Annotated in this window: 15 protein-coding genes, 1 pseudogene and 1 riboswitch; of the genes and pseudogenes, 15 read left to right on the plus strand and 1 reads right to left on the minus strand. The window is 36.8% G+C overall.

Translation table 11 applies throughout. The annotated features are described in order from the left end of the window. The first annotated feature begins 43 nt into the window (after positions 1 to 43). The 11 genes from TR08_RS18295 to TR08_RS18345 all read left to right on the plus strand — a co-directional run bounded on the left by TR08_RS18295 (position 44) and on the right by TR08_RS18345 (position 11,492). Positions 44 to 1,375, plus strand: coding sequence for a CoA-disulfide reductase (locus tag TR08_RS18295; RefSeq protein ID WP_045520610.1), 1,332 nt, complete (start codon positions 44 to 46; stop codon positions 1,373 to 1,375). 270 nt (positions 1,376 to 1,645) lie between these two features. Further along, a riboswitch (TPP riboswitch) is annotated at positions 1,646 to 1,753 on the plus strand. A gap of 70 nt (positions 1,754 to 1,823) precedes the next feature. Continuing rightward, positions 1,824 to 2,489: a thiazole tautomerase TenI gene (tenI, locus tag TR08_RS18300; RefSeq protein ID WP_274521025.1), complete on the plus strand. Its 666-nt coding sequence runs from the start codon at positions 1,824 to 1,826 to the stop codon at positions 2,487 to 2,489. A gap of 1 nt (position 2,490) precedes the next feature. Further along, positions 2,491 to 3,624, plus strand: a complete 1,134-nt coding sequence (thiO, locus tag TR08_RS18305; RefSeq protein WP_052427516.1) for a glycine oxidase ThiO — start codon at positions 2,491 to 2,493, stop codon at positions 3,622 to 3,624. Positions 3,625 to 3,634: 10 nt separating this feature from the next. Beyond that, complete coding sequence (gene thiS / locus TR08_RS18310) at positions 3,635 to 3,838, plus strand: sulfur carrier protein ThiS (RefSeq protein WP_045520614.1); 204 nt, start codon at positions 3,635 to 3,637, stop codon at positions 3,836 to 3,838. A 1-nt stretch (position 3,839) separates the two neighbouring features. Beyond that, entirely contained in the window at positions 3,840 to 4,607 is a 768-nt protein-coding gene (locus TR08_RS18315; RefSeq protein WP_045520616.1) for a thiazole synthase, read from the plus strand. Then, complete coding sequence (locus tag TR08_RS18320; RefSeq protein WP_045520617.1) at positions 4,604 to 5,623, plus strand: thiazole biosynthesis adenylyltransferase ThiF; 1,020 nt, start codon at positions 4,604 to 4,606, stop codon at positions 5,621 to 5,623. The genes TR08_RS18315 and TR08_RS18320 overlap by 4 nt, the downstream gene beginning before the upstream one ends. 23 nt (positions 5,624 to 5,646) lie before the next feature. Further along, positions 5,647 to 6,384 (plus strand): AAC(3) family N-acetyltransferase, encoded by a 738-nt coding sequence (locus tag TR08_RS18325; protein ID WP_045520619.1) that lies wholly within the window; start codon positions 5,647 to 5,649, stop codon positions 6,382 to 6,384. Positions 6,385 to 6,507: 123 nt separating this feature from the next. Beyond that, positions 6,508 to 7,452, plus strand: a complete 945-nt coding sequence (locus tag TR08_RS18330; RefSeq protein ID WP_045520621.1) for an aldo/keto reductase family protein — start codon at positions 6,508 to 6,510, stop codon at positions 7,450 to 7,452. A 382-nt stretch (positions 7,453 to 7,834) separates the two neighbouring features. Next, positions 7,835 to 8,503, plus strand: coding sequence for a Type 1 glutamine amidotransferase-like domain-containing protein (locus TR08_RS18335; protein ID WP_045520623.1), 669 nt, complete (start codon positions 7,835 to 7,837; stop codon positions 8,501 to 8,503). Between the two features lie 310 nt (positions 8,504 to 8,813). Next, complete coding sequence (locus tag TR08_RS18340; RefSeq protein ID WP_045520625.1) at positions 8,814 to 10,610, plus strand: M3 family oligoendopeptidase; 1,797 nt, start codon at positions 8,814 to 8,816, stop codon at positions 10,608 to 10,610. A 504-nt stretch (positions 10,611 to 11,114) separates the two neighbouring features. Beyond that, entirely contained in the window at positions 11,115 to 11,492 is a 378-nt protein-coding gene (locus TR08_RS18345; protein ID WP_045520627.1) for a hypothetical protein, read from the plus strand. Positions 11,493 to 11,741: 249 nt separating this feature from the next. Here TR08_RS18345 and TR08_RS34005 read toward each other — a convergent pair. After that, a pseudogene (locus TR08_RS34005) lies at positions 11,742 to 11,864 on the minus strand (hypothetical protein); the annotation flags it as partial. Positions 11,865 to 12,416: 552 nt separating this feature from the next. Here TR08_RS34005 and TR08_RS18350 point away from each other — a divergent pair. From TR08_RS18350 to TR08_RS30380, 4 genes are all read left to right on the plus strand, one after another. Further along, positions 12,417 to 14,330 (plus strand): hypothetical protein, encoded by a 1,914-nt coding sequence (locus TR08_RS18350; RefSeq protein ID WP_045520628.1) that lies wholly within the window; start codon positions 12,417 to 12,419, stop codon positions 14,328 to 14,330. Between the two features lie 510 nt (positions 14,331 to 14,840). Next, positions 14,841 to 16,274 (plus strand): alkaline phosphatase PhoX, encoded by a 1,434-nt coding sequence (locus tag TR08_RS18355; RefSeq protein ID WP_045520629.1) that lies wholly within the window; start codon positions 14,841 to 14,843, stop codon positions 16,272 to 16,274. A gap of 428 nt (positions 16,275 to 16,702) precedes the next feature. After that, a complete protein-coding gene (locus TR08_RS18360) occupies positions 16,703 to 17,569 on the plus strand; it encodes a tyrosine-type recombinase/integrase (RefSeq protein WP_152597457.1) in 867 nt (288 codons plus the stop codon). A gap of 1,062 nt (positions 17,570 to 18,631) precedes the next feature. Next, a complete protein-coding gene (locus TR08_RS30380; RefSeq protein ID WP_052427517.1) occupies positions 18,632 to 20,857 on the plus strand; it encodes a restriction endonuclease in 2,226 nt (741 codons plus the stop codon). Positions 20,858 to 20,877: the final 20 nt, after the last annotated feature.

The following is a 20,877-nucleotide window of genomic DNA, read 5'->3' on the forward strand; positions in this document are numbered from 1 at the left end:
AAAAATTATTAATAAATGGAAAATAAAGAAGGGAGGGATGAGTATGAAAGTACTTATTATTGGTGGAGATGCAGCAGGGATGAGTGCTGCAATGCAAATTGTACGAAATAGTTCTAATCATGAAATCACTGTTTTAGAAAAGGGTGGGGTATATTCGTACGGACAATGTGGCCTACCTTATGTGATCAGTGGGAAGATTGAGTCAACAGATAAGCTAATAGCACGTACACAGTCTACTTTTAAAGAGAAATATGGCATTGATGCACGAGTATATCATGAAGTCCAAAAGGTAGACACGGAAAATAAAATGGTAAGTGGAATAAACCATAGTAATGGTGAAACGTTTAGCTTTCCGTATGACCGCCTTCTTATTGCAACCGGCGTAGGCCCGGTCATTCCAAAGTGGGAGGGTGTTAACCTTCCAGGTGTTTTCACAATAAAAGCAATTCCTGATGCAAAGACAATCATGGATTATCTGGAGAAAGATATAAAAAATGTGACAGTTATTGGTGGTGGATACATTGGACTCGAAATGGCTGAAAGTTTTGCGGAGCTCGGCAAGAAGGTAACGATTATTGAAAGAAATGAGCAATTAGCAAAAATATTTGATAAAGAAATGGCAGAACTTATCCATGAAGAAGCAGTGAAGCAAAACATTGTGTTAAAAATGGGTGAATCTGTTGAAGCATTCCGTGGTAGTGAGCATGTTGAATATGTGAAAACCGATAAAGGGAAGTATAAAACAGATTTAGTTTTAGTCGCTGTAGGTGTGAAGCCAAATATTTTATTTTTAGAAGGGACTGGAATCAAAACAAGTGTTAATGGTTCTATTCAAGTAAATGCGTATATGCAAACAAGTATTAAAGATATCTATGCTGCAGGAGATTGTGCAACACAATATCATCGAGTAAAAGAAATGGATGATCATGTCCCACTGGGAACACATGCCAATAAGCAAGGTCAAATTGCCGGATTAAACATCGTTAATATACATAAAACATTTAAAGGTGTTGTAGGCACTTCAATCATAAAATTTTTCGATTTAACTTTAGGGAGAACAGGAATAACAGAAACAGAGGCAAAAATGCTGAACATCCCATGTGGTTCTGTAACAATTACATCAACAGATATCGCTGGTTATTATCCTAATAATAAAAAAATGAATTTGAAACTTGTCTATCATAAAGAAACATATAAAGTTCTTGGTGGGCAAATTATTGGGGAAAATGGGATCGACAAACGAATCGATGTTCTAGCAACTGCAATATTCCATTCGATGACAACCGATGAGCTGCTTGATTTAGATCTTGCGTACGCACCTCCATATAATGGTGTATGGGATCCTATTCAGCAAGCAGCTAGAAGAGTAAAGTAGCTTTAATACTATCTATTAACTATATAATGTACTATCGGGGTGCTTCTCCTTAATAACAATCTTCAGCAATCAGGCGCATTTCCTAAAAAGGAATGTGTCTCTTTTTTCAGATTTAGAGGAAATTAAGTAGACCAGGAAGAACTACGACTAGAATTTGTGAAATATTATACTTAAAGTAACTGGGTTAAAACGAAAAAAATGATTTGACATTTCTACCTAAAGTGTTAAAATCATCCATGTGAGTTGATCATTACAAATGAATATATGAAGCAATTCCGCTAGAGGTGCCTTTTAAAGGGCTGAGATTGAAGTGTTACTTCGGGACTCTATGAACCTGATCTGGATCATACCAGCGTAGGGAAGTGGAGACTGAGATGCTTGAGGTACGGATATTTCAATTTTCAGATTTCTCAACCACTTTCTTACAAAAAGAAAGTGGTTTTTTGTTTTGTGTAAAAAAAGCGAGCTTTGCAAAAAGGGGAGTGCTTGTATTTTCAATAGGGTGAAAGATAAACAGTTACATATAATTTCCAATGGCAAGATGGCGATTGAGCAATTCTGTGACATTGCCACAGAGATTCATCCCTTTGTGACGGCGATTCACATAAGGGAAAAGCAAAAAACAGCAAGGGAACTTTTTCAAGCAGTTCAACTTTTAATAGAGAAAAACATCCCCTTATCCAAAATTATATTGAATGATCGAGTGGATGTTGCTTTCGCGACAAGGGTCAGAGGAGTTCAATTGACCTTTCACAGCCTAGAGGTAGCAATTGTGAAAGCAGACTTTCCTCAGCTGCAGCTAGGATGTTCGGTCCATTCCTATAAGGAAGGGCAAAAAGCAAAAATGAATGGTGCTGATTATCTGTTATACGGGCATGTTTTCTCGTCACAATCAAAACCTGGATTGCCACCGAAAGGGCTTGAGGAATTAGCAAAGCTCACAGAGCTGAATATCCCAGTCATTGCGATTGGCGGCATCACACCTGAGAATACAAGGTTAGTTCTAGAGGCAGGGGCAAGCGGGATTGCAGTCATGTCAGGGGTATTAGAGGCAGATGATCCTATAGCGGCAGTTAAGTCGTATGTAAAAGAATTCAATAATGGAGAGGGTTAAAGTGGATAATTTATTTGATGTTGCCATCATCGGAGGTGGCATAAACGGAACTTCCATTGCTTACCAGCTCGCAAAAATGGGAAAAAAAGTAGTTTTACTGGAGAAGAACCATATCGCTTGCGAAGCATCAAGTGCGGCTGCTGGAATGCTGGCAGCACAAGCAGAATTGGAACAAGATGGTCCCTTATTCCAGTTGGCGTTACAAAGTCAGTCCATGTTTCCTACCCTTTCTGTTGAATTAATAGAATTGACTGGGATCGATATTGAGTATGTGAACAAAGGGATGTTGAAGATTGCCGAATCAGAAGAATTAGCTCTTGAAGTAAAGAAACAGGTGACCTTTCAACAAAAATGGGATCCAATGATCACCTGGTTAGATTCCAAGGAAATATGTGAAATGGAGCCTGCTCTATCTGGTAATGTTGCGGGTGGAATGTTTCTTCCAAACGACGGGCATGTGCAACCAGCAAAATTAACAGAAGCGTTTGCAAAAGCGGCTGAATCCTTTGGCGCAGAAATTCGAGAACAGATAGAAGTCGTTTCATTTATTTTTGAAAAAGGACACGTTAAAGGTGTACAAACGAACAAAGGTGTTATCCATTGTGAACAAGTAGTTGTTGCCACTGGTGCTTGGGCTGCGAAATTAATGCGTGAGACAGGGCTGGACCTATATATCAATCCTGTTAAAGGAGAATGCTTTTCTGTAAAAACGGAAGCCCCAATCATCAATACGACGATTTTCTCCGATAAGCGCTGCTATTTGGTGCCAAAGCGAAACGGAGAAATCTATATTGGGGCGACAATGGTAGAAAACCGGATTGATAACAAGGTCACACCAGAAGGTATCCGGACATTAATCGAAAGAGCGACACAGCTCGTTCCTCAAATAAAGGAGGCGGCTTGGGAACGAGTTTGGACTGGAATTAGGCCACAGACTGGTGATGGATTCCCTTACATTGGAGAGCATCCAAGCCTACGAGGATTATATGTCGCTGCAGGTCATTTCCGAAATGGAATTTTATTAAGTCCGATAACCGGGAAACTTGTAGCAGAGCTTTTAACTAGAAGTAGTTTGCTAGATCAGAAGCTTCTCTCAGCTTTTCGCTTAGTGAGACACAAACAAACAGTAGGATAGGAGGTAGACCATGGGGGTAGTGGTAAATGGTGAGTTCATGGAATTACCGGAGCGTGTCGTATTTGTTTCAGATATGCTTAGGCATTTTGACATTCATGAAAAGGTGGTTGTCGTGGAAATAAACGGAGAAGTATTAACGCGAGTAGAGCATCAAAGTACTAGATTATCAGAGAAAGATCGAATCGAAATAGTCCATTTTGTAGGAGGCGGTTGAGATGTTAAAAATAGGTTCCTTATCCTTTCAATCACGTTTATTATTAGGAACAGGAAAGTATCCAAGCTTTGAAATCCAAAGGGAGGCAGTGGAAGTTTCCGAAGCTGAAATTCTTACATTTGCGGTGAGACGAATGAATATTTTTGAGCCGAGTCAGCCGAATTTTCTTGAGCAGCTGGATACACAAAAATACACTTTGCTTCCGAACACGGCAGGAGCAAAGACAGCAAAAGAGGCTGTGCGTATTGCCAAACTTGCAAAGGCTTCTGGCCTCTGCGATATGATTAAAGTCGAAGTGATTGGCTGTGATCAAACCTTGCTTCCTGACCCGATTGAAACACTAAAGGCTACAGAGGAATTAGTAAAGGAAGGCTTTATTGTTCTACCTTATACCTCCGATGATGTGGTGTTAGCAAGGAAGCTTCAAGAAGTCGGCTGTCATGCAGTCATGCCTGGTGCTTCACCAATCGGCTCCGGTCAAGGGATCATCAATCCCATAAACCTGCGCTTTATTATCGAGCAAGCCGTTGTACCGGTTATCGTGGATGCTGGGATTGGCGCACCAGCGGATGCCGCTTTGGCAATGGAATTAGGAGCGGATGGTGTGTTATTAAATACCGCTGTGTCAGCAGCAAAGGACCCAGTGAAAATGGCTAAGGCGATGAAGCTAGCTATTGAAGCGGGTAGATTAGGCTTTGAGGCCGGCCGGATTGAGAAAAAGAAATATGCAACGGCTAGCAGTCCGAAGGAAGGAATGAGTATCGGGTGAATCATCGCTACTCGCGTCAAGAACTGTTTTCCCCGATTGGAAAAGCAGGACAGCAACAAATTTCCACGAAACATACACTTATCATCGGGATGGGTGCACTCGGTTCAGGAAGTGCCGAAGCACTCGTCCGTGCTGGAATTGGTCAACTAACAATCGTTGACCGTGATTATGTGGAATGGTCAAATTTACAAAGGCAGCAGCTCTATACAGAAGAAGACGCGATAAATCGGCTGCCAAAGGTCATCGCGGCAAAAAGTCGCTTAACAGCCATTAACTCTTCTGTAGAGGTTAAGGCAATTATTGCCGATGCTTCTGTAGAAGAGCTTGAAGGCTTGGCGCATGGTGTCGATCTTATCATTGATGCAACAGATAATTTTGAAACAAGAATGATCCTGAATGATGTATCACAAAAGCTCGGTGTCCCGTGGATCTATGGGGCATGCGTCGGCAGCTACGGAATATCTTATACAATCATTCCTGAAAAAACTCCATGTCTTGTTTGTTTACTAGAAAACGTGCCACTAGGCGGGCTAACCTGTGATACCGCGGGCATTATTAGTCCATCCGTAAACATGGTCGTGTCGCATCAAATGAGTGAAGCCTTGAAAATTTTGGTCGGAGATTTTGATTCGCTGCGAAAAAAATTAGTATCGTTCGATTTATGGAAAAATCAGTTTAGTGAGATACAAGTAGATAGGTTGAAGAAATCGTCTTGCCAATCTTGTGGGACGGAGCGAACCTATCCTTATTTATCTTTTGAAAATCAAACGAAGACCGCTGTCCTCTGTGGAAGAGATTCTGTTCAAATTCGCCCTTCTGTTCTAATTGAGCGTGATTTAGAAACGTTAGAGAGGCTATTGGCCAACCATGAAGGAGTGGTACAACGAAATCCATACCTTTTATCGTATACGGTATCACAACATCGATTAGTTGTTTTTAAAGATGGAAGAGTTCTTGTTCATGGTACGAAGGATATTTCTGAAGCAAAAGCACTTTATCATCGATATTTGGGATAGTAAGAATTGAAAGGTTGAATGTGATGTACAAGAAAAAAGATTTATTAAATCATCTGAAAGAATTGGGAATCGACGAAAATGGATCATTACTTGTTCATTCATCAATGAAAAGTATTGGACAAGTAGAGGGTGGGGTGGATACTGTCCTTGATGCACTTTCAGAATATATGAAAAATGGTCTTTTAGTTTTTCCTACCCATACATGGTCGTATATTAATGCGGAGAATCCTCGATTTTATGTTAATGACTCACCATCTTGTGTTGGATTATTAACGGAACTTTTTCGAAAACGTCCGGGTGTTGTTCGCTCATGGCATCCAACGCATTCGGTAGCTGCCCTGGGAAAAGAAGCACATGAATTTATTGCGGGAAATGAACAATTCGACACACCTTGTGCACGCGAATCGAGTTGGGGGAAATTACTCGATCAAAAGGCAGCCATCTTGTTAATAGGAGTCGATTTACGAAGATGTACATATATTCATGGAGTCGAGGAATGGCTTGATATACCAGGTCGATTGACCGATGATCACGAAATGCTTTACACAATATTACCGGATAAAACGGAAATTCCCATACCGCAAAGAAGACATATTGGTCACACCTCTGAAAAATACGAACGAGTTGAAGATATTTTTCTGAAAAATCAAGTTATGTACAAAGGACAATTTGGCGATGCAACCGTAAGAGTATGTGACACAGTTAAAATGACAGACTTGCTAAATCATTTACTAAAAGAAAAACCAGATTTATTTTCTTGATTTATAGGGTCTTTCTCCATCAATTAACCCAATCCTGCAGTATTTCATAATTGTAAAAATAGTCTAAATTTTATATAGTTTATCTGAAGGTCCTTTTCTAATTATCAGGGAGGTATGATTTCGATGAAGTACAGACGTTTAGGGAATAGTGGGTTAAAGGTAAGTGAAATTAGTTTAGGAAGCTGGTTAACTTACGGGAAAACGGTTGAAGATAACACTGCTGAGAAAACAATACATAAAGCATATGAGCTAGGGATTAACTTCTTTGATTCTGCTAATGTTTACGAGCGTGGTGAAGGTGAACGAGTTATAGCTGGGGCTTTAAAGGAATATCCACGTGAATCCTATGTCATTACGACAAAAGCGTTCTGGCCAATGGGTGAAGGTCCGAATGATCGCGGATTGTCGAGGAAGCATGTGATTGAACAAGCCAATGCGAGCTTGAAGCGAATGAACTTAGATTATGTTGATATTTTTTACTGTCACCGCTATGATCAAGAAACGCCAGTGGAAGAAACGTTGAGAGCCATTGATGATTTAATTCGTCAAGGGAAGATTCTTTATGCTGGTGTAAGTGAATGGAGTGCGGCTCAGATTGAAGAGGCAGTCCGTGTGGCTGATAAATTCCTTTTAGATCGAATTGTCGTGAACCAGCCTGTATATAACATGTTAAACCGCTATATTGAAAAGGAAGTTATTCCAGTGAGTTCAAAGCATGGAATCGGACAGGTGGTCTTTTCACCACTCGCTCAGGGGATTTTAACAGGAAAATATAAGGGAAATACCATTCCAGAGGATAGCCGTGCCTCAAATGCAGAAATCAACAACTTCATGAAGGGTATGTTGACGGAGAATACCTTTAACAAGGTGGAACAGTTAGAGAAGATTGCTAAGGAATTAGAAATCACTCTACCTAGCCTTGCGTTAGCATGGATTTTACGCCAGCCAAATGTTTCAAGCGCATTAATTGGTGCAAGTAGACCAAGCCAAGTAGAAGAAAATGTCAAAGCCGTTGCAATTGAACTTACGAGTGAGGTTATTGAAAAAATTGAGGGGATTTTGGCATAGAGACATTTTTAGCTCGGACCGATGAAAGTAAGTAGTTCAATTTTTGAGAAAAATAACATTACAAATAGAGTGCTAAAGCTTCAAAGGTTTTAAGCACTCTATTTATGTTGTTATATTAATCGTATAAATATATAAACATTGAGTATAATCCTAGAAAATAGTTTTTAAGATTTCCGCACACTGAAAAAGGGGTTACCGTTGAGAATAGGAAAATGAAATAATAGGATAAAATGAGTTTGTACGCCATTATGTTCATTTTGCATTTAGCTACTGATCAAAAAGGTTTAAGCAGTGTGATATCGAGTATATGTTTTACTTAAAAGTTCTTGCCTTTCAGAATATACTAAAAAATAGTAGCTTGTAACGACAAGGAGTTGAGATTATGAAATTACTACTTACATCTGCAGGCATCAATAACAAAAGCATACATGACGCGCTGGTTGATATGCTGGGCAAGCCAATCGCCGACTCCAACGCCCTGTGCATCCCCACCGCGATGTACGGACACCCCTGGGTCGGTCCCGGCGTCAAAGCCTGGGAGTTCATCAGCGGAAAAGAAGAGAATCCCATGGTCGACCTGGGATGGAAGTCCGTCGGCGTGTTGGAGCTCACAGCGCTGCCAAGCATCGACGAAGACCGCTGGATCCCACTGGTCCGGGAGACGGACGTCCTGCTGGTGTCTGGCGGCGACGCCCTCTATCTGTGCCATTGGATGCGGCAATCCGGGCTGGCAGACCTCTTGCCGTCGCTGAACGCAGTCTATGTGGGAATGAGTGCTGGGAGCATGGTGATGTCACCTAACATCGGGGACTTCTTCGTTGGCTGGACTCCACCCAACGGTGGTGATGAAACGCTGGGACTTGTCGATTTTGCAATGTTCCCGCATTTGGATCACGAGATGCTGCCGCATAACACGATGGCTAATGCAGAGAGATGGGCCGCCGAGATGCAGGGGCCGGCGTATGCGATGGATGATCAAACCGCCATCAAAGTGAGCGACGGAGAGGTCGAAGTTGTCTCTGAAGGGCATTGGAAACTGTTTTCGCATTGATATTACTCCACCGCAAAACATATCAAAAATAAATTTTATTGGATTGAACAATAAAAAGAGATGCAGTAACTCCTATTTGATGGAGTGACTACGGATTGTTAAGGGAACTTTCCTATATGAAATTATATGGAATGTTCATTCGGTCAATAGAGAAGAAATAATTTGAATAAATGTAGAGTTGAAAAAGAGACATTGATCTTAAAAAAAATCAATGTCTCTTTTTATTGAAGGAATGTTTTAACTCTAAAATATGTTATGATGGGAATATATGTTCGTTATTGTGAAGTATACATATTAGGGGAGGTAACGAATGGAGAATTTAAGCTATTCTAAAGTGTGGAATCTAGATAAGGTTTTTATGGGGGGAAGCAAATCAGGTCAATTTTTGGATCATATTGATCGATTAGAAGATCTTATACATGAACTTGAAGGTAGTGTTGCTTCAATTATTACCCCACTTTCAACAAATGAAGTAACCAAATTGGTACATGTAATAGAAAACATCGGAAACATTCGCATGTACTTATCGCAAGCTACTTCGTTTATCGCTTGTCTCCTTGCTCAAAATCCAAAGGATCAAGATGCTACAATATTACGAGGCAAAATTGCTCAAAATGAATCTCGTTTTGAAAAAGAATTAACGAAAGTAAAGAAGATATTTACCTATACAAAGGAAGATGTTTGGGGTATTTTACTAAAAACCGAACTATTAAAAGAATATAGATTTATTCTAAACGAATGGCGTGAACAAGCAGATAAGAATTTGTCGGAAGAGGAGCTAAATTTAATCTCTGATTTAATGGTTGATGGGTACCATGCTTGGGGACAATTCTATCATGATCTAGTAAGTAGTATTAACGTAAAGATTCTTATTAATGGAAAAGATGAAAATTTATCAGTAGGACAAGCCATTAACTTGCGGTCGCATCCTAATGAAGAAGTTCGTAAGGAAGCTCATTATGTATTAGAAACTATATGGAAAGAGAAAGAAGAATTATTCAGTAAAATAATCAATCACATTGCTGGCTTTCGTTTACAAGTAAATAACAAACGCGGGTTAAAAAGTGCAATAGAAGATCCTTTGAAAAAGAACAGAATGAAAGAAGAAACGCTGAATACGATGTGGACAGTGATCAGTAAATATAAACAACCTTTCTCGAATTACTTGAAGCGTAAAGCTGAAATGATAGGCGGATCTAGTATGAAGGCTTATAACTTTTGGGCTCCCGTTACAAAAAGTAAGCAAGAAATAACATTCGAGGAAGCTGCTACACTTATTACCGAACATTTTAGTCAGTTTGGAACTGAATTAGAAGGCTTCGTTAAGCAAGCTTTCAATGAAGGCTGGATAGAAGCCGAAGATCGTCCAAATAAATCGGCTATTCCATTTTGTGCTGGTTTTCCACTTACAGGTGAATCAAGAGTTTTTATGACATTCAGCGGTACTTTTTTAAATGTGTTAACACTTGTTCATGAACTGGGGCATGCTTTCCATAATCATGCCATGAAGTCTGTTAATGGGTTGAATAAGCGTTATCCGTTATGTATTGCTGAAACCGCTTCAACCTTCGCAGAAATGATTATTTTTGATGCGGCTATGAAAAAGGCAAACTCAAAAGAAGAAAAACTATTTATACTGGATGAAAAATTAAAACGCAGTGTAATGAACTTTATGAATATTCATTCGAGGTTCTTATTCGAGCAGAGATTTTACAAGGAACGTAATGAAGGTATTGTTTCAGCCGATCGACTAAATCAGTTAATGGAAGAATCAATAAATGAGGCATATGCTGGTTCCCTAGAACAACCTTCAATTTATTCTTGGGTTTGGACGCCACACTACTATATTACACAATCGCCTTTTTACAATTTCCCATATACTTTTGGGTATTTATTTGCATTAGGCATTTATGCAAAGGCAAAGGAAAAAGGAAAAGATTTTGAGAAAGATTATTTAGCCTTACTTCGTGATTCAGGAAGTATGACTGTCGAAAATTTAGTTATGAAACATTTAGGAGAAGATATTACTTCAGAGGAATTCTGGAAAAAAGGAATGGAATTATGTGTAAAAGATGTAGAAGAATTCATTAAATTAACTTCTTCTTAAATTGTTGGATGAGAAAAAGTTGTATTAATCACAGGGTTAAGCGAAGGTATAGGTTTAGAAACTGCTCATATCTCGTAAATGATAGCGAGGTCAATTGGATATATACGTTAAGATGAAATAAAGTTCGTGAAAAAATGTACTCAAGCTAACGGGTAAGATTAGTTGGATTAATAGTAGAGTACTAATGCCTTATAATTAACTTCACAGAATAGTTAGATTAGGTTACATGAAAAAAGACCAGACACAGTAGAGGTTATGTTAATGAATAAATGAACATCGTTTGGAGAGTGGCTAATATAGTCACTCTTTTTATTTTTCTTAAATATTATCAAAATGTATGATCGGAGAAATACATGGTAAGTTTTCGTAATTAAAAATGAGAAAGCAAAAGCAATTAATGCTCTATCAAACACAACTTTAAAAAGTATGGAAATGGGAGAATTGCAAAAAGAACTGGACCAAATCAAGGAAGTGGTGCAAAGATTGGAAGGGAGGGGCAAATAGGTGAGTGTTAAAGCTAGTATTAATGCTATAAAAAAAATGAATGAGAAAATGTACCCGAAATTAAGTGCTGATGAACGTTTTAAAATGGTTATCAAAACATTAGTTAATGGTGACGAAGATCAACGTGAAAAGCTTGTAAAATCATGCCCAAAGGTTAATTATTCTAAATCGGATCATTCCTATACAGAAAGAATAGGGGCTTCAAGGGATATTGTTACAGTTTTTATTATTCAACTTTTAGAATACGATAAAATAATAACTATCATGAAGATAATCAATGGATTCAATTATATAGAAAGAGAGACAACTGCTGAGAGGGGAATTGTAACTGAAGTCCAGGCTTTTCTACATTCATTCGAGACCTTTTGTGGGGATTGACTCGAAGGATATGATTCAGGTTTGGTATGGCTATGATGATAGGTATATTAAAATGGTTAAAAAGATCGAGCAGTTCACGAATTTTTTTCAAATCAGCTGGATGAGGACCTAAAGGGAATATGGGTAGAAAAGGTCTTTTTAAATGCATGGGAAACCAGGGTTAAAGCTTAGATAATAAAGAAAGGCCGACCTCGGCCTTATTTATATTTCAGTATTTTTTTAGCAGCAGCTTTTAGCTTCTTGACATCCTCAGGCAAAATTAAATAGTGCATTTTTCAATGGCAATTTGGACAAATGCAGTACCAAATTTTCAATAGTATCTTTGCCACCATTAGATAACCTGTCTACATGATGATTTTCGAGACCACCATTAGTGTCTTCAAAAGGAGCTTCCTTTTCACATAACTAGGATACCCCATTGGCTAACCTTTTCACATACTCGGAGATATAAGGATTACGATCATATGCAATCGCTGTATTTGTTCTATTGGTTTTAAGTGGTCGGTACCTAGTCATTAAATTTGACTACGAAACATATATAAAGGTATTTTATCTTTAGTCAATAAAAACAGCTAAACCCTGATAAAATAAGGATTGTTCTAATTTGTGATTTTCCATATAATATAGACAAATTTATTATAGGATCTGTTAAACAATGATGTAGATTTCCTTGTTGAAGGGGGGAGTTAATTAGGCTAGATTTTTAAGTTAATCCTTCTACGGATTTAACCTTTTTTTAAAAAGATAAATTAGTTTAGGATTAATACTGTCATCCTCTTTCACCATCGATTAGGGACTAGTTATTACTGAGCTTGACTTTTATTTATTGCTAGATAAAGGATTTTGGAGAATTTTGTAGAAAAATAAAGAGAGAAGTGTTAACACAGATATGCAAATCTTCAAATACTAGACAGGGGGACTATAATGTCAATATCAGTGGCTAATATGGGCTTCATTCTTCCTATACTGTTGCTTCCATTTTTTATCTTGATTAATCGTCATCCTAATAGAATTATTCGTAAGGGCTCAAAGATGTTTCTCTTATTGTCAGCAATAGTGGCAATTATTGTTATTCCTCTAATCGGTATTTTTCAGTTAGGAACAAAGGTTCTCGTTATTCCGCTTGTCCCCTTTTTAAGTCGAGGGGTTACTTGGATACTCGAAAAAACAAATTTATTTAATACTAACTATATGGTTGTTGTCGATAAATTACTTAAGCTATCTATTGCTTCTGTTATTCTGGGGTTATTAGCGATAGCATATGAACAACCGTTAAAGCCAATTGTTGCAACCATTGTAGTATTGGCGTTTATTCTATTTGTTAATATTGGAAAATATATAATATCGGGTTATTTGTTTGGCATTGTACTAGCAGTATTTATGATCTCGCAATCGACGGATGCGATGTATACAGTAGTGTTTATTTTTATTGTTGTTATGCTTATTCTTAGATTTTTCGATAAAGTATTTTCTTTTAGTGATAAGGTAATATCAAGTACAGAAAGTACAGCGGCGATTATTGTTCTTCTTGCATCATATCCGTTAATAATTAAGGGAGGGCTTCAGTTACACTTTGAAGACTTCTTTATCCAGATAGTGGTATTTGTAGGACTTCTTTTTATTTATCTAGGAACAACGGTTTTAATTAATAAAATTAGGATTCCGGGTACGTTGCAGCACTATATTCCCACAGGAATTTCGTTAGCACTTGTATTATTAATTTTGGAATCTATAAAAAACTCAAATATTGCGAATAGTTTCGGAATAATATTCTACTTTTTAATTTTAATTTTTTTAGGGTTAACATTTCTACGAATATTGTCCCCACTTGATAAACTATTACATGTTACAAGTTTACTTAATTCAGCCAATATACTAGAGGCCTTACAATTTTACTTTGGAAAAAAGTTCGGTCAGCTACTATTTATATTTCTGTACGGAAAAAGTCCTCAGTCAATAAAGCCAATCTTCACTTTTATTATGTTGGGAGTCCATATAGTAGGTATATTCTTAATCATTAAACAATTACCCCCTGCAGTAAGCAGTTCTAGTTCACTTAATAATGACTATTTATACTACACGGTGTTATCGGTTTTTTCATCTTTTAGCTTTGTCTTTTCAATTTCAAGGGCAATTGATAAAGAAAAATTAAATGCAGGAATGGGTAATGAAGAAGCAATGAGCTGTAGCACAGCCATTGCTCTTAATTATTTTTTTACTCTTGTTCCATTCTTGCTAATCGGATACAAGTACTTAAACGAAATAGGGTTAGCGGGCATTATCTTTGGAATAGTCTATATCTTTATGATTATTATTAATACTAACTTCGCGTTATGGAGGGATTTTACAAAGCCTCAGTATAATAATTTTGCAATATCAAGAGGATACCTGTCATTCGCTATTTTAGTACTTCCTCATATTGCTCTAGCAGGTGCTTTTTATTATTTTTTTGATGTAATAAATCCATTAGAAAGTCTTAAGGGAATAATGGGAGTATTTCTTGTGGTTAGTCTAGTTTCCGCAATTGTTGCAAGAGCGATGTCTTATGATAATTTTTTAGGAAGCAAAAAGTTCCGGAAAATATCATTCTGGATTTTAGTTCTATTAATTATTGGGTTAAAACCGCTAACTATGGCCAATGCTGTGTTTTTTCTTTTGATGGGGTTCAGCCGTGAACTAGCTATGCAACTTACATTTTATCTTGAAGTTTCTTTCTTAATGAATATAGTTACTCTGATAATAATTGTTTTGTTGCCGTCTTCAAATGATGAATATAGGAATGTAACGACTCTTGTAAAAGAGTGGAGAAATGAATTGAGGAATCTTAAGAACGTTTAGTTGGAGTTGAGGACTATGAGAATAATCGATTTAATTTATCAAGAAGAGCAAGTATTAATAGAATCTCAACGCAATTTCGGTTTTTGGAAAAAGCAGAAGGAAAGATACAATTCTGATAACAGAAGTTGTCTAAGGAGTTAGTGGGATATCAAAGTTTTTACAAACAACATTGGGGGACTTTGAGTGATTTTGTTTTTGTAAAAAGAGATAACAAACAATTGACTGAAAACACATTGATGTTAGTTTTTAAATATCTAGGGCAGAAAATGAATTTCAAAGATATTACACTTAGTCGCATATGATTATTCATAGGGGGCTATTTTTTTTGCGAAAAGTAAATCGTAAGTATCATCGTGTCTTTTACCGCATTAGCCTATGTATAATCATTTCTACTATTTACAATACTTTATCATAGTTTACTGAATATTTACGCAAAACCTATCTTCTCTTAAAACTTCTCCATTAATCTATTAGTAGATTCAAAATTTACATAATGAGGAGAGATAGTCTATGAATAATGAAACTTCTAAAAATGGCTTCAACAGAAGAGACTTTTTAAAAGCAGGAGGAATGAGCACACTTGCTCTTACTCTTGGATCAACTGGTGTGCTAGCACTCGGTTCGAAAGCATTTGCGGATAGTACTAATAATCCTACCAGCGGTTTTGGCGGTTATGGTCCTTTGGTTCCGGATCCAAATGGAATTCTCGATCTTCCACAAGGGTTTCATTACAAACTTATCTCTAAAGAGGGAGATCTGATGTCAAACGGGACAAAAATCCCAGGAGCCTTTGATGGAATGGCAGCTTTCGAGGGTCCTAAGAATACGACCATTCTTGTTCGTAACCATGAATTAGGGGCAGGTGCAGCATTTGGTAGCAATCCTTATGATGCCGAAGCCAAAGGTGGTACAACAGCTTTGGTTGTAGGGGCAAACCGAGAAGTGATCGATGAATATGTAACCTCTTCTGGTACGATTCGAAATTGTGCTGGCGGAGCGACACCTTGGGGTACTTGGTTGACTTGTGAAGAAACACGTTCCGCAACACACGGATATGTATTTGAAGTAGATCCGAACCAGCCGGAAAACGAAATGTCCAGAACTCCAATCAAGGAAATGGGTCGCTTTTCTCACGAAGCCTGTGCAATTGACCCAGCGACAGGATATGTATACTTAACTGAAGATGCAAGCCCAAGTTACCTTTACCGTTTTATCCCAACTGACACTAGCCAGGTGCCAGGTGCATTACATAAAGGCGGAAAGCTTTATGCGGCGGCTATTGAAGCGGTACAACGTCCAGCAGCTAGTACCTTTAAAACAGGACAAAAATTTGAGATCGTTTGGAAAGAAGTAGATCCTCATCTGTGCCGCGAAGAAGCCAAGGCACAAAACTGTATTGAGTTCAGTAGATTAGAAGGAGCGTTCTTCCAAGAGGGTGTTTTCTGGTTCGATGACACCTCTGCCGGTGAGAAAAAACTTGGGCGCCTATACCGTTATGTTCCTCACACGAATACATTGGAGCTTTTCTATGAGGGAAATGATGCACGAGAAATGGAATATCCAGATAATATCTGCATGACTCCATGGGGTGACCTTTGGTACGCAGAAGATGGTTCAGGGCAAGATCGACTTATGGGAATTACCCCTGAAGGAAAAGTCTATCCTTTTGCTGCGAACCGTCAAAGTGGATCAGAATTGGCAGGACCAACCTTCTCGCCTAATGGAAACACGCTGTTTGTTAATATTCAAGAACCAGGTCAAACCTTTGCCATTTGGGGACCATTCCAACGCAGAAACTCTGCACGTGCAAGGGAAATGTCCTATGCTGCTCCTGCGAATCTTGCACCACAAGTTTCGGATAAAGTGGCTAAGGCTGCCGAGGAACAAGGTATGTCTATACTAGAAGCGGCAGCATTTGAGCGCCACGGAGTAAAATTAATTTAAATTGCGGATTTCAAGTTATATGTAAAGGTCTAAGTGGTGCCATGCTTGGTGCCACTTTTTTTAGAATTACAAATCACAAGGAAACATTAAAAAACAAGAAAACTTGATTTATCAGTACTTGAGGGTACATCAAGATACTAGAAAAGCAGGTGACAGCAAACTACAAAAATGCTTGAGACCTGCGTGCCAGGTCAGCTGGGTTCGATTCCCACGCAGTCCCACCAAAATAACATTTTCAATCAATCACTAAACTCCTTACCTCCACAGTCTTGTGTTCATTTTGAACGAGACTGTGTGTGACCGAGAAGCTAAAACTGTGTGTGTTCAGAGCCTTCAAATTATTATATTTGGAGGTTTTTTGCATGCGTTAAAATGTAAGAAAACATGGTAGAGTTGTAACGACGAGAACTGTCACTGAAAGCTTTACAATGTGTGAGATGTTTGAACGGTTTATGTGGTTAAAACAGTCAGAAGGTTTAGCACCTCGCACAATTGAGGAATATAGAATACACTTTCAGTGGTTACAAGATTATCTAGGTCAAGACTTATCAAGGGAGCAAATGACACTTGAATTGTTTCTTGATTGGGTTGATTTCATGTTGAATGATAAGTGTCTTCAACCAACTACTGTAAACATTCGAGTAAGAACAATGAGAGCGTTCCTCTGTTGGTGTTACATTGAGGAACTGATTGGAGAACCCGTTCATGAACGCTTCAAGCCAATTAAGACAGCTGTAGACACAATTGAAGCTCTGTCTGTTGCTGAAATAAAGACATTGTTGAGCTCCTTTAACGATAACACTTTTGTTGGTTACAGAGACAAAGTCATGGTCATGGTCTTGTTGGATACAATGGGTAGAATATCAGAATTACTTGCAATGAAGCGTTCGAATGTTGACCACAAAACTGGGACAATTAAACTAGAAGCCATGAACACAAAGACCAGAAAAGCTCGTGAGGTTCCTCTTTCAACAAAGTCTTTGAAGCTCTTGAAGGAATACATGAACGAGTCAGAGGACTTTAATGAAGACACGTTGTTCCTCACATATGACGGACGCGAAATGTTGTCGAAAACTTGGAGAACAAGTCTCCATGAAGTCGCTGGAATTGCTGGAATAAAAAAAACTGTTCGTCCACACGTTTTGAGACACACTGGAGCTTTGCTCTACATTATGAACGGTGGAGACCCTTTTAGCTTACAGAAAATACTTGGTCATTCAGACATTCAAATGACGAATATGGACATTAAACGTCAACACAATTCCTTCAGTCCATTGAAAAACGAATTTAAGTAAAGCCTCCTGTCATATGGGAGATATTTTCTCCCGTTATACCTCCTTTACTAAACTAGTATGTAGTCTATTTATGTTGTTGAAATTTGGGTATCAAGATTTTTTAGAAGAGGGATGTTGCAAAAACACAAAATATATAAACATTAGAAAAGACCAAACACTGCTTGGTGAATTTGTGTATTATAGCGTCCAGAATGAGGTTGTAAACGTCGAAACTGTCACTTTAAATAATGTAACAATATCTTTTAAAATGCCAAGAGTGTGGCAAAAAAGCGAGCGAGGACAATCAACAAAAAATTTTAAGAATCCGAGCATTTCTAAGGTCGAATGTGAAGTCATTAAATACATCCTGCATAACGAATAAAAAGCAAAAAAGAATGTTAAGATTGATGTTTTTACCGAAGAACAAATACGTCAAATGTTGAACTTCTATAGACGGTTTAAGCAACTAGAAAAGAGTTATGTTGCTTATCGTGATTACATGATGAAAGTCAATATCCTTGTAACGGGTATTATAAGAGGAGAAATCATAAATCTACAGAGGTCAGATATTGATTTTGTCAATCAAATCACTTCTGTTTTCTGAAAGAGCAGAAGGAAGATACCATTCCGATTACAGATAAGTTATTCAAGGAATTAGCAGGTTATCAAAGTTTTTACAAAAACATTAAGGGACTTTGAGTGATATTGTGTTTGTAAAAATTCAAAAGCTTTTGAGACACCAAAACATTGCTGTAACGATGAAGTATATGGCGATGTGGGGAAATGATTTGCGAGAGTAAAATGATAGGAAAAATCCATTGAATACATTAAATTTCTAAGTAAGTAAAAGCTAAGCTTGTTAAGTCTGAAGTAAGAGAATTAGAGGTTAATAAAATTTTATTTTTACGAAAGCTGTTAGCGAGACTAACAGCACTTTTTTGTTTTACTGCATTCACCCAGATAATTTATTCCCCTTTTTTTGAATAGACAGTATTGATAAAAATGGATAAAATTAGTATTAAAAGATAAAAATTTACTCGAATATTGTCAATGGCTACTAATTAAAGTATAGGAGGTTTTAGTATGGCATACGATTATGGAGTTTTATCACCAGATGAATTTGAAAAATTATCACATGACCTTTTAGAGAAACATTTACAAATAGAATTAGAACGATTTAAACCTGGTAAGGATGGGGGTATCGATTTAAGACACTATCAAAATAAAGAGGAGGCATTAATAGTTCAGTGTAAAAGATATAAAAACTATACAAGTTTAAGAAAAACTTTAGAAGATGAAGTGGAAAAAGTTATAAAACTAAATCCAAGTAGATACATAGTTACTACATCAGTTCCTCTTTCAGCAGTTAATAAGTCTGAAATCCAGAGAATTTTTAAGGGGTATATCAAGACACCCAATGATATTTTTGGAAAAGATGATTTCGATGATTTGTTAGATAGCCATCCTGATGTTGAGAAGAGACATTTTAAACTATGGTTATCAAATGTAAGCATTATGGAAAAGATGATTCATAATAATATCATGAACAGGTCTGAGTTTACAGAAGTAGAGATAAAAAAAGATATACAACTTTATGTAGAAAATGAAAGTTTGGTAGAGGCTCGTAAAATTCTAAAAGAGAGAAATACTGTGATTCTATCTGGAATACCAGGTGTTGGAAAAACAACCTTGGCAAAGATGTTAATATTGGAGTTATCTATCAAAGATTATGAGATTGTGAGTGTCTCAAGAGATATTGATGAAGCTGAATCTGTTTTCCAAAACGGAAAAAAACAGGTTTTTTATTATGATGATTTTTTAGGTAGTAATTTCTTGGAAGATAAATTAGATAAAAATGAGGATAAGAGGTTAATTTCTTTTATTGAGAAGATTAAACGGAATGGAAATAATGAAAAAAAGTTTATTATGACTACTAGAGAGTATATTCTCAATCAAGCTAGGATGAAGTACGAAGTTCTTAATAGAGAGCAGATTGAACTTACAAAACATGTAGTAGATGTTAAACAATATACCAACTTTGTAAAAGCTAAAATATTGTATAACCACTTATATTTTTCTGAAATTACTCCTCTATACATTACAGCTTTATTAATGGACAGAAATTACATGAAAATTATTAATCATAGGAATTACAATCCACGAGTTATTGAAGCTATGACAAAACAACTCAATACTCTTATCAGTCCTGAAGATTATGTGGATAGGTTTTTAGAGGCATTAAACAATCCTATTAATATTTGGGAACACGCACTAAAACACCAAATAAGTGAACAATCTAGATATATTTTATATATATTAACACTTGTAGGACAATCTTTTTCTGTAGAAAGATTAAATGAGTATTATAGAAATTATTGCTTGGAAATTACTTTACCCTACAGAGAAGATGATTATTCGAACGGATTAGGAGAGTTAGAAAATACATTTATTACAATACTTCGTGAATTTTCAAAGACAAATCCATCAAAAGTCACAGGGATTAAAGCTGGGTTTCAAAACCCATCTATAAGGGATTTTATGTTTAAATATCTGCAAAATAGACCGGAAATATTTATCTCATTTTGGAGGAGTTGTCTTGATTTTGATAATATGATTAAGGTTTTCTCAATTAGAGAAAAAGAAGGTAAAATTTTCCTTGATGATAGGATGGTTAAAATTTTTTCTGATATAATAATTGAAAAATATTCTACTTTAAAAAAGTCAGATGATGTTAATTTAGATTGGATTAAAAAATTGGTTGAATTCTTTAATATTAATATTACTAGTAATATTCGTGAATTAGTGGTAAGAGAAGTTAAAACGTTAAGGAACCTATATAAGCTAAACTACAATGATAAAGAAATTTTAATAAAAATAATTCCCGAATTGATAGGTGTATTAGAGGATAAAGAGATTTTATTAATGCTTACTGAGATAGTGGAAAATATAGAAGAATTTTATGAAGTTGAACTATTATCGGAAATAAAAATAAGTATCCCCTCTTTTTACAAAAAATTAGATGAAAAAGTAAATTTTCATTTAACTTTACGAAAATTAATACAATGGGAGATTGAATTTGCAGAAGAGGATACAAGTTATGATTATTACTCATTAATGGATTCTATATATGGATTTCAAGAAACCTTTAATTTAGATTTAGAGCAATACATTGAAAAGATTCAAGAATATGTCTCTGAAGAACCAGATTATGAACCCGATTATGATGATGATAGACATTTTGATTATGATGGACCTTCGGGTGATTCAACTGAATTAATAGATGATATGTTTGACACACTTTTACGTTAGCTTTTTAATTTCATATGGAG

Source organism: Neobacillus niacini (assembly GCF_000759675.1).
In the GTDB taxonomy this organism is placed as follows: domain Bacteria; phylum Bacillota; class Bacilli; order Bacillales; family Cytobacillaceae; genus Neobacillus; species Neobacillus niacini_A.